This is a genomic window from Cryobacterium soli (assembly GCF_003611035.1).
GTDB classification, from domain to species: Bacteria; Actinomycetota; Actinomycetes; order Actinomycetales; family Microbacteriaceae; genus Cryobacterium; species Cryobacterium soli.
Genome location: NZ_CP030033.1, coordinates 1,184,741 through 1,198,423, shown reverse-complemented (window position 1 = coordinate 1,198,423; position 13,683 = coordinate 1,184,741). Strand labels below are relative to the sequence as shown.

9 protein-coding genes are annotated in these 13,683 nt (G+C 70.1%); 5 read left to right on the top strand and 4 right to left on the bottom strand.

Annotated features, from left to right (window positions below; translation table 11 throughout):
- Window positions 1-284: 284 nt before the first annotated feature.
- Window positions 285-1,253: a DUF2971 domain-containing protein gene (locus DOE79_RS05435; protein ID WP_120337613.1), complete on the top strand. Its 969-nt coding sequence runs from the start codon at window positions 285-287 to the stop codon at window positions 1,251-1,253.
- 108 nt (window positions 1,254-1,361) lie between these two features.
- Here the strand turns inward: DOE79_RS05435 and DOE79_RS05430 are convergent, their stop codons facing one another.
- Window positions 1,362-1,664 (bottom strand): hypothetical protein, encoded by a 303-nt coding sequence (locus DOE79_RS05430; protein ID WP_120337612.1) that lies wholly within the window; start codon window positions 1,662-1,664, stop codon window positions 1,362-1,364.
- Between the two features lie 6 nt (window positions 1,665-1,670).
- Window positions 1,671-1,895 carry a DUF3107 domain-containing protein gene (locus DOE79_RS05425; protein ID WP_066594181.1) on the bottom strand — a complete coding sequence of 75 codons (225 nt, stop codon included), beginning with the start codon at window positions 1,893-1,895 and terminating at the stop codon, window positions 1,671-1,673.
- Window positions 1,896-1,934: 39 nt separating this feature from the next.
- On the opposite strand from DOE79_RS05425, the gene DOE79_RS05420 reads away from it, so the two are divergent.
- Window positions 1,935-5,381, top strand: coding sequence for an ATP-dependent helicase (locus DOE79_RS05420; protein ID WP_245977136.1), 3,447 nt, complete (start codon window positions 1,935-1,937; stop codon window positions 5,379-5,381).
- Window positions 5,378-8,812: an ATP-dependent DNA helicase gene (locus tag DOE79_RS05415; protein ID WP_245977135.1), complete on the top strand. Its 3,435-nt coding sequence runs from the start codon at window positions 5,378-5,380 to the stop codon at window positions 8,810-8,812. Before DOE79_RS05420 ends, DOE79_RS05415 begins: the two co-directional genes overlap by 4 nt.
- On the opposite strand, the gene DOE79_RS05410 is transcribed toward DOE79_RS05415, so the two are convergent.
- Window positions 8,722-9,939 carry a phosphotransferase gene (locus tag DOE79_RS05410; RefSeq protein WP_120337610.1) on the bottom strand — a complete coding sequence of 406 codons (1,218 nt, stop codon included), beginning with the start codon at window positions 9,937-9,939 and terminating at the stop codon, window positions 8,722-8,724. The genes DOE79_RS05415 and DOE79_RS05410 overlap by 91 nt on opposite strands.
- 95 nt (window positions 9,940-10,034) lie before the next feature.
- Here DOE79_RS05410 and nudC point away from each other — a divergent pair, with 95 nt between their 5' ends.
- Together nudC and DOE79_RS05400 are read left to right on the top strand one after the other, a co-directional pair.
- Complete coding sequence (nudC, locus tag DOE79_RS05405) at window positions 10,035-11,003, top strand: NAD(+) diphosphatase (RefSeq protein WP_120337609.1); 969 nt, start codon at window positions 10,035-10,037, stop codon at window positions 11,001-11,003.
- Complete coding sequence (locus tag DOE79_RS05400) at window positions 10,996-12,717, top strand: ATP-dependent helicase (protein ID WP_245977133.1); 1,722 nt, start codon at window positions 10,996-10,998, stop codon at window positions 12,715-12,717. Before nudC ends, DOE79_RS05400 begins: the two co-directional genes overlap by 8 nt.
- Here DOE79_RS05400 and DOE79_RS05395 read toward each other — a convergent pair.
- Window positions 12,608-13,642, bottom strand: coding sequence for a TOMM precursor leader peptide-binding protein (locus tag DOE79_RS05395; protein WP_162942608.1), 1,035 nt, complete (start codon window positions 13,640-13,642; stop codon window positions 12,608-12,610). The two genes, DOE79_RS05400 and DOE79_RS05395, sit on opposite strands and share 110 nt — an antisense overlap.
- Window positions 13,643-13,683 lie beyond the last annotated feature (41 nt).

Below are 13,683 nucleotides of genomic sequence, written 5' to 3'. Positions count from 1 at the left end.
GAAGTGGCGTGGCTGATCTTTCCCCGCAGCACGGGCTTTACGGGGAGCTAACAAGGCCCACTCTCTGTGACTCGAACGTTGAAAATCGCAGGCGGTGACAGTCGGCATGGGTTGTTCCGCTGAGGGCATTTCCTTCGCTGACTCACGCTCAGCGACGGCTATGAGAGCTGCTCTTCTTGACGACGCTACGGGCAGGGAGGATATCCCGCCTCGGTGCTGCGAGAAGCTCGTTAGGGCCTGAGTCCTCCTGGATAGAGCATGTTGCATCCGCGGTAGCCTTCAGCATGGGCAACCCCTCAGCGCCAATCTCGCCAAGCCCAAGTAGCGGTAGAAGGAGAAAGATTGGGCGCGGTACCCGAGCCAAGCTCGTCTACCACTACACCGATGCAGCCGGTTTGCTCGGCATTCTCGACAGCGGAACCCTCAGGGCGTCGTCGTTTCATTCGTTGAATGACTCGTCGGAAATCGCCTATGGTGTTGGCGTGATCAGGGAAGTGTTCAGCACCGCGGCGCTCGAGGGAGATCCTGCCGCAATAGCTTTGTTGAACAACTTCATTGAGAATATTGACGATCATCTGCTGGAGCGTGACTACTTCATCGTGTGTGCTTCCCGCGATCGAGATTCTCTCAACCAGTGGCGCAACTACGCGAATGGAAACGGTTACGCCATAGGACTGGATATCGGCGTATACGCTCAGGTCATTGACCCGCGTCACCATTTTCCGCAGGCAGCCAAGCGAGACCCACAGAGCGTCCCGATATGGGTGGACGTTATCTACGGACGGGATGAGCAGCAAGCAGCCGTGTTGCGGGTGCTCCAGGACCTTGTGGGCGACGCGGGCTCTCTCCTTGGCTCTGCTGCCACCAATGGGGAGGATCCGACGGACTCCTTGTTGATGCAGGTCGGGAATCTAGCGGCCACCCTGAAACATCCGGCGTTTGCCGTCGAAGAAGAGGTTCGGCTGCTAATGGACAGGGTTCGGTTTGCTCGTCCCGAGTTTCACGCTGGCCGAGCTGGGATTGCGCCTTACATCGAAGTTGGAAGGCCCCGAGCCACCCCGGGTACAGGTGGGCGCGGATTCGCAATGGCCTGCGAGAGGTCTGGCCTGGAGCAACTGCCTATTCGAGAACTTATTTGCGGTCCTGGAGAAGAGTCCGGACGAAAGCGGCGAGAGCGGGTCGCCAGAGCGCTCCTCCATCGCCATCGGTTCGAGATCGAGGTTGCTGTGTCGATGATTCCTCTGATTGCCTAGACCAAGCAAGGTCCAATTTGCGCGAGTTAGAACATCCGTAGCCGCGCGCGAAAACACCCCGTCGGGAGCGACGGGGTGTTTTCGAGAAATGATGTGCGACTAGGTGCACTAGGCCGGCAGTCCGGTCTTGCTGATCCTGTGCAGAACCTCCAGGTCGGCGGCCTCGCGGCGACGGCCGACGATCACATCGACCACGACGGATGCCACGGCGGCGGCCGCGAACGACACCCACCAGATCCAGCCGCCGTCCCAGGCCCAGCCGAGCCAGGTCAGTGCGACCCAGACCAGGCTGGCGACGCCCGTGCCCACGGCCGGCACGAGCACTGAGCCGTGCGTGTGGCGGCGGGGAAGCGCATACCGGGCTGCCAGGCCGAGGATCGCGCCGCCGAGGGCGACGAAGAGGAGTTCCATGGAGGGTTAGGCCACGAAGCCGACGCGGCGGGACTCCTCGGAGCCCAGCTCGACATAGGCCAGTCCGATGGTGGGGACGATGTACACGCGGCCCTTCTTATCGCTGAGCTTGAGGTAGCCGGTCTGCCCGGCGAGGGCGGCTGCGACGGTCTCTTCGACCTCGTTGGCCGGCTGAGTCGTCTCGAAACTGATCTCCCGGGGGGAGTTGAAGATACCAATGCGGATGTCCACGGATGCGCCTTTCGGTTGCCTACCCGCTCAGATTACGACATGCCCGCCGGTCGGCCCGCCACGTTCACTGTCGGCGCAACCCGTTACCGTTGGACCGTGATGAACCCGGTGACCGAAGTAGAGCCAGCCGCCCCGGTGCGGGCGGGCGACAACGCCGCCGACCGGCCGCCGGTAGACCTGGATCCCTCCCAGCGGGCCGTGCTCGAGCTGCGCGTGGGCCGCTCGGCCGCCGTGATCGGCGCGCCAGGCTCCGGCAAGACCCGTACCCTCGTCGAATTCGTCGCAGACCGCGTGCTCCGCCTGGGCATCAGCCCCAGCGAGGTGCTGGTTCTCGTGCCCACCCGCACCGGCGCCACAGCGTTGCGGGACCGGCTGGCGCTGCGCCTCCGGGTGCCCACGAACGGTCCGTTGGCCCGCACCGCGAACTCGGTGGCCTTCCAGATCGTGCGGGACGCCGAGGTGGCGGCCGGACGCACCAGCCCGACGCTGCTCACCGGTGGCGAGCAGGACCAGATCATCGCCGAGATCCTGCAGGGCGACATCCTGGAGGGCACCGGGCCGGCCTGGCCGAGCCCGCTCGACGCCGAGGTGCGGGGCCTGCGCGGTTTCCGCACCGAGCTTCGCGACCTGATGATGCGCGCCGTGGAATACGGTGTCACGCCCGAACGGCTGAGTCGGCTGGCCGCCGACACCGAACGACCGGAGTGGGCCGCCGCGGCCCAGTTCATCACGGGGTACCAGGAGGTCAAGGACCAGAGCCGCCCAGGCCAGTTCGACTCCACCGAGCTCGTGCAGTTCGCCGCGGCGATCGTGCAGGCCGCCCCGCGGACCATCCCGCGGAACGGAGCCGTGCGATCCGCCTCGGCCACCGCTGTGAGTGCCGGCAACCCGCTCGGTCCGCTCGGCGACCTCAGGCTGATCGTGCTCGACGACGCCCAGGAGGCCACCCAGTCCACGCTGGCGCTGCTGGCCCAGTTCGCCGCCCGCGGCGTCACTGTCGTCGCCTTCGGCGACCCCGACCTCAGCACAGGGTCGTTCCGCGGCGCCCACCCGGACGCCCTCGGCCGCCTCGCCCACTACCTGGGCCTGCCCGAGGTGGCCACGCTCACCCTCGACACCGTGCACCGGCACGGCCCCGAGCTGCGCGCCGTGATCCGGGAGTTCACCGGCCGGATCGGCGCCGCCGCCGCCGGAACCCAGCGGGCCGCCGGCACCGTCGTCGGTGCCGCAGCCACAGGGACGGACGAGGCCACCGGGCCGGACACCACCGCAGCCGGGACCGACGCCGCCAGCGGGATGGTGCAGACCGTCGTCACCGCGAGCCCGGCCGACCAGCTCGCCGTGATCGCCCGCCGGCTGCGCGAACGGCACGTACTCGACGGGGTGCCGTGGGGGCGGATGGCCGTGATCGTTCGCACCGGCGCACTCGTGCCCGCCCTGTCCAAGGGTCTGGCCGCGCTCGAGGTGCCCACCCAGGTGGCCGCCTCCCAGGCGGCGCTCCGCGACGAACCGGCCGTGCGCGCGTTCATCCTGGCCCTCGATGTGACTCTGGGGCGCCGCCCGCTCGACGCGGATGCCGCCGTCGAGCTGCTGCGCGGCCCGCTCGGGGGCCTCGACCCGATCACCCTGCGGCGGCTGCGTGCGGCGCTGCGCCAGCAGGAGCTGAGCGAGCCGGAACCTGCCGACCCCGACGGAACCCCCGTCACGGGCCGCACGCCCGATCCCGCGCGCACCGCCGACGAGCTCCTGGTGGAGGTCTTCACCAACCCGGCGCTGCTGGAGAGCATCGACAACCGCACCGCCCGGCGGGCCGCCTCCTGCGCCAAGAACCTGCGGCAGACCCGCACGGCGTTCGCGGCCGGCGCCACCATCGAAGAGCTCCTCTGGGGGCTCTGGCAGCGCAGCGGACTCGCCCCCGCCTGGGCGGAGCAGTCCACCGGTACCGGCATCGACGCCGACGAGGCCAATCACAACCTCGACGCGGTCGTGGCCCTTTTCTCCGCCGCCCAGCGCTTCGTCGAGCGCACCCCCGCCGCCCCGCCCGTGCTCTTCGTTGAGCACCTCGTCGACACCGACGTGCCCGAAGACACCCTCGCGCCGCGGGCGACGGCGGAGTCGGTGCTCGTCTCCACCCCCAGCGGCACCATCGGCCGGGACTACGACGTCGTGGTGCTCGCCGGGGTGCAGGAGAACGTCTGGCCAGACCTGCGCATCCGCGGCTCGCTTCTCGGCGCCGGCGACCTCGCCCTGCTCGCCGCGGGGGAGCAGCCCGACCCGGCCGGTGCCCGCACCGGCGTGCTGCACGACGAGCTGCGCATGTTCGCCCAAGCCGCCTCCCGCAGCACCACCGAACTGCTCGTGACGGCCGTCGACAACGACGAGAACCAGCCATCGGCGTTCCTCAGGCTGCTGCCCGAACCGGACCCCGCACCGCTCACCCGCTACCCGCTGTCGCTGCGCGGCCTGGTCGGTCGCCTGCGCCGCGACCTCACCCAGACCCTCCGACCCCGGCTCGCTCCGGCGGCCGACCCGGTCGGCGCGCTGCCTGCCGTGCTGCCGGCCCGGGCCACCGATGCCGCGGCCACGCTCGCCCGCCTCGCCCGCGAGAGGGTGCCCGGCGCCTCACCCGAGGAATGGTACGGACTGCGCCAGGCCAGCACCGTGCGCCCGCTCAACGATCCGGAGGCCGGCGACGGCCCGGTGCGGGTCTCACCGTCGCGCATGTCGGCGTTCGAGACCTGCCCGTTGCACTGGCTGATCGGCCAGATCGGCGGCGGCGATTCGAGCACCGCGGCCAACCTCGGCACCATCATCCACAAGGTCATGGAAGACGCCACCGACCCGAACGTCACGCCGGATCCGGCCCTGATCACCGCGGATGCCCTCTGGGCCGGCGTGGAGGCCCGCTGGGGTGAGCTCGTCTTCGACGCCGACTGGCAGTCCAGGGTGCAGAAGACCCAGGCCCGCGAACTCACCGACCGCCTCGCCGCCTACCTCGGCGACGGCGCCCGCGACGGCACCCGGCTGCTCAGCGCCGAGGGCCGCTTCGAACTGGAACTCGACGGCGCCGTGCTCTCCGGCACCATCGACAGGGTGGAACGGCTCCCCGACGGACGCGCCGTCATCGTCGACCTCAAGACCGGCAAGGGCGACCCCACCAGCGACAGCGGCGTGGCGGAACACCCCCAGCTCGGCGCCTACCAGCTGGCCTTCGCCGCGAACGTCATCACCGGCCTCGAACCGGGCATGGAACTCGCCGGTGCGCGCCTGGTGATCGTGTCGTCCGGCACCCAGAAGCAGAACTACCGCAACCCCACCCAGCCGGCCTTCACGCCCGACGAGCTCGCGGCCTTCAGCGCGCGCGTCACCGCGGACGCCGCCGGAATGGGCGGCGCCACCTTCGTCGCCGAGATCGCCGACCATTGCCTCGACCCCCGCTCCTACGGCTCGTGCCGTATCCACGTCATCAAGCAGGTCAGCTCATGAGCCCCCACGTCACAGACATGAATACCGAAGCCCTCCAGACCAGATCCGTCTCGGCGCTGGACATCGCCGAGGCGTTGGGCATGTTCCTGCCCACCAGCGAACAGCAGGCCGTGATCGAGGCGCCGCTCAGCCCCACCCTCGTGGTGGCCGGCGCCGGAAGCGGCAAGACCGAGACCATGGCGAACCGGGTGCTCTGGCTGCTGGCCAACGGCCACGCCCGGCCCGACCAGATCCTCGGCCTCACCTTCACCCGCAAGGCCGCCGGCGAGCTCGCCGAACGCATCAACGGGCGCATCCGGCAGCTCGGTGAGGCCGGGTTGATGCCCACCGGCGACGGCACGGCAGACCCCGTCACCGGCCTGGCCGTCGGGCCAGACTCCGCCGACCTGTTCAACGCGCCGGCCGTGTCCACCTACAACTCTTTCGCCAGCCGGCTCTTCACCGACAACGCGCTGCTGCTCGGCCGCGAACCCGAGTCGGTGCTGCTCAGCGAGACCAGCGCCTGGCTGCTCGCCCGCCGGGTGGTCGTGGCCCACGGCGACGGCCGGCTCGTGAGATACGGCAAGGGCGTTGACGCCGTGACGGATGCCGTGCTCTCGCTCAGCCGGGCGCTGGCAGAGAACCCGCCGCCGTTCGTGCCCGGCGAGGACCCCGAACCGCATGATCTGGCCCGCTTGGCGAACAGCTTCGGTTACCTGGCCGACCTGCCCTACGGCAACCCGCGCAAGAAGAAGCCGTACGACTCGGTGCTCGAGGCCATCGCCGCCGTGGCTCCGCTGCCCGTGCTGGCCGAGCTCGCGGATGCCTATGGGGCTGAGAAACGCCGCCAGGGCCTGATCGAATTCTCCGACCAGGTGGCGCTGGCGTTGCAGGTCTGCCGCAAGGTGCCCGCAGTGGTGGCCCGCTACCGCGAGCAGTACCGCATCGTGCTGCTCGACGAGTACCAGGACACCTCGGTGCTGCAGACCGAGCTTCTGCGCACCCTCTTCGCACACCACCCGGTGATGGCCGTCGGCGACCCGCACCAGTCCATCTACGGATGGCGCGGCGCCAGTTCGGCCAACCTGCTCGGCTTCTCCACCGATTTCGCCGAGCTGGCCAACACCGAGGCGCCCTCGATGTCCCTCTCGTACACCTGGCGCAACCCGGTGACCGTGCTCGACGCCGCGAACGCTCTTGTCGCACCGCTGAGCGCCCAGTTGCGCGCCCGGCCCAACGGCATCCAGGTCGAGACCCTCAAGGTCCCAGCCGGCAAGGCCGCGGGTCGGGTGGAGGCCGCGATGTACGAGACCATCGCCGACGAGGCCGCCGCCATCGCCCGGTGGTTCGCGGCACGACTGGGCAGTGAGACGTCGCCCGCCGACCCCGACGCCGAGCCCCGCTCGGGGGCGATGCTCTTCCGTGCCCGCCGCGACATGGAGTTCTACGCCGAGGTGCTGCGGGAAAACGGCGTGCCCGCGCATGTGCTGGGCCTCGGCGGCCTGCTCTCGACGCCGGAGGTGGCCGATGTGCTCGCCGTGCTGCGCGTTGTGCACGACCCGTCCGCCGGCAGCGACCTGATCCGGCTGCTCACGGGTGGCCGGTGGCGCATCGGGGTGCGCGACCTGCAAGCCCTGTCCGGCGTGGCCGGCTGGCTCGCCACGCACGACTGGGCGCAGAAGGCCGTGTCGGACGAGCTCAAGGCCAAGCTGCGCGCATCCGTCGCCACCGAGGAGAGCCGCTCGCTCGTTGACGCCCTCGACTTCGTCGCCAGCGTGCCGGAGACCCACGGCCAACTTGCCGCGTTCAGCGACGAGGGACGCCAGCGCCTCCGCCAGGCCGGCCGGCAACTGGCCTGGCTGCGGAGCCGCGCGGGCCTTGGCCTGCTCGACTTCGTGCGCCTGATCGAGCAGGAGACCCTGCTCGACCTCGAACTGGTCGCCAACGAGAGCCACGGCCGCGCCTTGGCCAACCTCTACGCCTTCCACGACGCCGTGTCGGCGTTCCTCGACAGCGACGAGCAGGGCACCCTGGCCAGCTTCCTCCGCTGGCTGGCCCGGGCCGAACGGCAGGACGACCTCGGCCCGCGCGGTGAGGCAGCCGAACCCGGCACCGTGCAGCTGCTCACCATCCACGGGTCCAAGGGCCTCGAATGGGACTTCGTGGCCATCCCGGGGATGACCGAGAAGAACCTGCCGGCGCCGAGCCGGGAGGTGTCGGGCTGGTTGCGGTTCGGCGAGTTGCCCTATCCCTGCCGGGGAGACCGGGCCGAGCTGCCGGAGCTGCGCCGGCTGGGCCACGAGACCCAGCTGTCGTTCGACATCGACTTCGAGCTGTACAAGCAGGAGCTCGCCGACCGGCACGACGCCGAGGAGCGGCGGCTGATCTACGTGGCCACCACCCGGTCCCAGCAGCAGTTGCTGCTGACCGGGGCGTTCTGGGGCGGCGGCACCACCGTGCGGAAGCCCAGCAGGTACCTGCTCGAACTGGCCGAGGCCGGGCTCATCCCCGAGTTGCCGGAGGGCAGCGAACACGACGAGAAGCCCCTGACCGACGAGGACACCAGCGAGGTCTGGCCGTTCGACCCGCTCGGCACCCGGCGCCCGGTCGTGGAGGCGGCCGCCGCGCTCGTGCGCGCCCAGGGCGGCGACGCCGGAGGCGCCGGCGAGGACGGCTCGGCCGCGGACGAGCCGGACACGCCCTGGTCGCGGGAAGTGACCCTGCTGCTGGAGGAACGCGCCCTGCGCCTCGCGGGACCCGCCGCGCTCGACGTGCCCACGCGCATCCCGGCGTCGCGGTTCAAGGATTACGTCGACGACCCGGCGGCCGTTCTGGCCCGGCTCCGGCGTCCGATGCCCGAGCGGCCCTACCGGGCCACGCGGCTGGGTACGCTGTTCCACTCCTGGGTAGAGCAGCGCTCTGCCGGCGGGTCCTCGGGGGATCTCCTCGATGCGAGCCTGGATGAACTCGACCTGGATCTCGAGGGCGACGATGAGTCCGTCGGCTCAGGACCGGGCATGCCCGTCGAGCTGGACCAGCTGGAGCGGTTCAAGGCCACCTTCGAACGCTCGCCCTGGGCGAACCTGGCGCCGGAGGAGGTGGAGATCGAGATCCACCACGTGCTGGGGGAGCAGGTCTTCATCTGCAAGCTCGACGCCGTGTACAAGACCGAGACCGGCTATCAGGTGGTGGACTGGAAGACCGGCAAGGCGCCCAAGGATGCCGCCGACCTCGAGCTCAAGCAGACCCAGCTGGCGTTGTACCGGCTGGCCTACGCCACCTGGAAGGGCATTGACCCGGCCATCGTCGACGCGGTGTTCTACTTCGTCGCCGACGACACTATCGTCGCCCCGGAGCGGCTCTACTCGGAGGAAGACCTGGTGCGGGCCTGGTCGTCGGTGGCCGGCGCATCCGCCGTCGTGGAGATCGGGCCGGTGGCGTCGTCGGTGTAGTCGGTGTCTGAACCGGTGGTGCCGAAGCCCGTGCCGTCGAAACTCGTGACCCGGGAGAACGACCCCGTCTCGGCGAAGTCGCTGGTGCCGTACTCGGAGCTGTCGTCGCTGTTGCGTCCGGCGGACCCGTTCGTGGGCGTGCGCGGGGTGTCCTCGAGCATCGACTCCACATCGGACACGCTGAGGATCGGCCCGGTCTCCGGCGACAGCGACTGCATGGTGTGGCTGTGCACGTTGTCGACCAGACCGTCGAGCATCGACACGGCGTCGTCGATGATGGCCTCGTTGTGGATGTCGACCCCGTGCAGCAACCACCGGGCCAGTTCGAGCTCGGCGTAGAGCATGGCCCGCTGGGCGATCAGAGGGTCGTTGCCCTGCCGGGTGGCGGTGTAGGTGGCGATGGCCGTCTCGGCGGCGTCGCCTCGGGCGGCGAGCAGCCAGTTGAGGTCGCGGGCCGGGTCGCCGACGCAGAGCGCCGACCAGCCGAGCACGCCGCACACGGCGTCGTCGCTGATCAGGAAGGACTCGGCGGTGAGCGAACCGTGGATCACTGTGGGTGCGAACTGCCAGAGCGAGTCGTCGTCGGTGGCGAGTTCCCAGCGGCGCAGCAGAGCCGCCGGCAGCTTTCCGGTGTTCGACGCGCGGTCGATCAGGTCGATGGTGGCGGTGCGGCAATCCAGCGCGCTCTGCTGCACGAGTCCGGCGTCACCGATGAAGGCCGTGGGCAGACCGTGGATGGCCGCGATGGCGCGACCGATCGAACCGGCGACCCCTTCGTGCCCGGTGAGCGCGTCGGCGTCGTAGGACGCGCCGGGCAGGCGTTCGTACACCACGGCCCTGGTGCCCTCGAAGGGCGCCTGACCCACGAAAACCGGCACGTCGAAGGGCAGCCGGCTGCGGTTGCCCATCGTGAGCGCGCGCAGCGCCACGAGGTCCGCCGACTGCTCGGTTTCCGCCGCCTGAGACGTGGGAACCCGGATGATCAGCTCTGTGCCGTCGCGGGTGATCAGCAGCGCGGAGTCGAACAATCCGTTCGCGCCGAGACTGTGGTTTCGGGCGTGGGCGACGTCGAGCTCCGGAACTGCATTGGTGGCCAACGCGGCTAGAGTGAGATGGGATCTGGCCATGCCTTCTAGGTTAGGTCGAGTTCCTCCCGGTGGGGCCATTCGCCACGCCTGCAGTCCACTTCGGCACGAGTTGCCCGAGCTTTGAGGGGCCTTGAATGTCGTTCAGGTTTACGGCAAGGCTGCCGCTTTCCCGGCACGCCGTCGATCGCGACAACGATGCCCGCGCCCGCACCGACCTGTTCGAGACCTTGTGGGCGGATGCCGGCACCCGGCTGCTGCCCCTCTGGCACGGCAAAGCGCTGCTCGCCGAGCCGCTCACCGAACCGCGTTTGCTGCTGCTTGCGCCGGCAGAGCTGGCGGATGGGCCCGGCGCATCCGGCCTGCAGGTCTACCTGGGCCGGTCGCTCGACCCCGACGCCACCGAGCCGGTGGGCACCCCGATCATCGCCGTGCCGCTCGACGACGAGCAGGCCGAGGCGCTCGAGCCCGATGAAACCCTCTGGGTCGGCCTGCGCGACTACGCCACCCTGCTGTCCGACCGGGACACCGGCATCTTCACCGAGTCCCTCGGCATTCTGCACTGGCACGAGTCGCACCCGCACTGCCCGCGCTGCGGCGCCGCGACAGACGTCACCACGGGCGGCTGGGTGCGGCACTGCCCGGTCGACGGCAGCCAGGTGTTCCCGCGCACCGACGCGGCCGTCATCGTGCTCATCACCGACGATCAGGACCGCGTGCTGCTCGGCTCCAACGCCATGTGGGAGGCCAACCGGTACTCGTTGCTGGCCGGCTTCGTCGAACCCGGCGAGTCCTTCGAGTCCGCCGTGGTGCGCGAGGTCTTCGAGGAATCGGGCCTGCGCGTCGCGGACCCGGTCTACCACGGCTCACAGCCGTGGCCCTTCCCGGCCTCGATCATGGTGGGCTTCACGGCCCGGCTGGCCGACGGCCAGCACTCCTCTGGGCTCGTGCCGGACGGCACCGAGATCCTCGACCTGCGCTGGTTCAGCCGGGCAGAGCTCTCCGACAGCGAGAACGGGATCATGCTGCCCGGTGCGTCGTCCATCGCCCGCGCCCTGATCGACGACTGGCTGGCCCGGCCGGCCACGGTGTCCCCGGGTGTCTGAACCGTTGACCCCCACCGCCGAGTCCCTGCTCACCGGGCTCGACGAACAGCAGCGCGTCGCGGCGGAGGCCCTGATCGGCCCGGTCTGCATGCTCGCCGGCGCCGGCACCGGCAAGACCCGCGCCATCACGCACCGCATCGCCTACGGCGTGATGAGCGGCGCCTATTCGCCCACCCGGGTGATGGCGCTCACCTTCACCGCCCGCGCCGCCGCGGAGTTGCGCGGCCGGCTGCGACAGCTCGGCGCCGGTGGTGTCGCCGCGCGCACTTTCCACGCGGCCGCCCTCTCGCAACTCAACTACTTCTGGCCGCACGTCGTGGGCGGGCAGGCGCCGCGCATCCTCGAGGGCAAGGGTCGGCTGCTCGGCCATGTGGCCGAGGTGCTCAAGCTCAAGCTGGACACCGCCACGCTGCGTGATCTGGCGGGCGAGATCGAGTGGCGCAAGACCTCCGGGCTCAGCCTGGAGCAGTACGCCACGGCCGGCCGGGCGCTACCGGGCCGGCTGGACATCGACCAGGCCCTGGACATGCAGGCGGGCTACGAACGGCTCAAGGACGACCGCAAGCAGATCGACTTCGAGGACGTGCTGCTGGCCATGGCCGGCATGATCGAGGCCGAACCGTCGGTGGCGTTGCAGGTGCGGGAGCAGTACCGGTTCTTCGTCGTCGACGAGTTCCAGGACGTGTCGCCGCTGCAGTACGACCTGCTCAAGCTCTGGTTGGGCGACCGGCGCGACCTCTGTGTCGTCGGCGATGCCAGCCAGACCATCTACTCGTTCGCCGGCGCGCGCAGCGACTACCTGCTTGATTTCCCCAAGCACTACGAGGATGCCACCGTGGTGCGCCTCGAGCAGAACTACCGCTCGACCGCGGCCATCGTCGCCACCGCCAACCAGCTCATGCGCGGCCGGCCCGGCGCTCTCTCGCTGCACGCCGCCGTCGCCGAGACCGGCGTGGAGCCGGCGGTGCGGGAGTATCCCAATGACATGGCCGAGGCCAGGGGAGTGGCGCAGAGCATCGCCGAACTGGTCGCCGCCGGCACAGCCCCCGAGAACATCGCGGTGCTGTACCGGGTCAACGTGCAGGCCGCGTTGCTCGAGACGGCGCTGGGGGATGTGGGTGTGAGCTACCAGATCCGCGGGTCCAAGCGGTTCTTCGACCTGCCCGAGGTGAAGCAGGCGGTGATGTCGCTGCGCGCGGCATCCGTGTCGATCATGGGCGAACCACTGTTCAAATCGGTCAGCGACGTGCTGCGCGGGTTGGGCTGGAGCCAGACGGCGCCGGAGACCCGCGGCGCGGTGCGGGACCGGTGGGAGGCGCTCAACGCGATCATGGGACTCGTCGACCAGGCGGCCCCTGGTACCACGTTCCGCCAGTTCACCGACGAACTCATGGAACGCCAGGCCGGGCAGCACGAGCCCACCGTCGCGGCCGTGACGCTGGCCACCCTGCACTCGGCCAAGGGCCTGGAGTGGGACGCGGTCTTCGTCGTCGGGCTGAGCGAGGGGCTCGTACCGATCAGCTACGCGGGCACCTTCGAGCAGGTCGATGAGGAACGTCGCCTGCTGTACGTGGGCGTCACCCGGGCGCGTAAACGGCTGTCGCTCAGTTGGTCCGTGGCCGGAAGCCAGCAGCGTTCCCCGCGAGAACGATCACGTTTTCTGGCAGAAATCGGCATCCGCACCGCGCGTGCGGCCGGTGCGCGCGGCGCCTGACCGACAGGCTGATCGCGTCGATCGCCAGCGACGCGGCGGCGAACTCGTTCGAGGCCGCGAACAGTCGCTCGTGCACGATGCCGGCCACCGTGGCGGCGGCCTCGATACCGAGCCGCGGCGTCTCGGTGGGTGCCGTCCGGTGGAGCAGCTGGCAGGCGATGGCGGGCCAGGCCGGATCCTCGTCGACCCGGTCCAGCTCCAGGCAGGTCAGGCAGGGGCCGGCGCCTGGCTCCACGAGCGGCCCGACGCGCACCTCGGCGTCGCTGAACAACACCGGCAGATGAGGAATGTCCCGGCGCAGCCAGCGGCCGTGCCGCTCGGGAGCCAACACGAAGTGGTCGACGATCACCGCCAGGTCGGGCAGTCGCGGGGGAGGGACAGCACCGGTTGCGGCGAGGACCTCGGTCGTCACCACGGTGATGCTCAGCTCACTCAGCAGGCTGCGGATGCGGTCGGCCGTGGCGCCGGCGCCGTCGACGCACACGACCGGGCGGTGGCCAGCCAGGGCCCGGCCGGCCGTCATGCCGCCGGAAGCGGTACCGGGCCGGGTGCTGCCGTCGGGCCCGGGCTCGGCGGAGCCCGGCAGGGAGCCATCCGCGGCATCACCTATCCCCGGCGAACCGTCTGCCGCGGCGCCGGCGTCCGCCGCCGTGTCGCCCGTTCCGGACACGTGAACGGCCGAACCTCGCACCAGGGCGGGACCCAGGGCGCTCAGCAGGGCGGAGGTCGCCTCATCGGTTGCGCCGGCCTGCCGCCCGAGCATCAGCGCGCCCGACAGGGGTACGCCGCCCCGGAGTGCCGCGATGACGCCCTCCAGCGGTGCCGTCACCCCCGGAACGATCGCCAGCGGCCGGTCGACGCCCAGCTGGATGGTGTCCGGAGTGCGCCAGACGAGCGGATACCGCGGGTCGAGTCGAAGAATCATCCGGCGATTGTCCCCCGCGGGCGGCACAGCGCGCGGGATCC

What these genes read in the sequence shown, in the direction of transcription:
- DOE79_RS05395 (WP_162942608.1), bottom strand. Translation starts at nt 13,642, where the DNA reads ATGATTCTTCGACTCGACCCGCGGTATCCGCTCGTCTGGCGCACTCCG.
- DOE79_RS05420 (WP_245977136.1), top strand. Translation starts at nt 1,935, where the DNA reads ATGCCCGCCGGTCGGCCCGCCACGTTCACTGTCGGCGCAACCCGTTAC.
- nudC (WP_120337609.1), top strand. Translation starts at nt 10,035, where the DNA reads ATGTCGTTCAGGTTTACGGCAAGGCTGCCGCTTTCCCGGCACGCCGTC.
- DOE79_RS05430 (WP_120337612.1), bottom strand. Translation starts at nt 1,664, where the DNA reads ATGGAACTCCTCTTCGTCGCCCTCGGCGGCGCGATCCTCGGCCTGGCA.
- DOE79_RS05435 (WP_120337613.1), top strand. Translation starts at nt 285, where the DNA reads ATGGGCAACCCCTCAGCGCCAATCTCGCCAAGCCCAAGTAGCGGTAGA.
- DOE79_RS05410 (WP_120337610.1), bottom strand. Translation starts at nt 9,939, where the DNA reads ATGGCCAGATCCCATCTCACTCTAGCCGCGTTGGCCACCAATGCAGTT.
- DOE79_RS05415 (WP_245977135.1), top strand. Translation starts at nt 5,378, where the DNA reads ATGAGCCCCCACGTCACAGACATGAATACCGAAGCCCTCCAGACCAGA.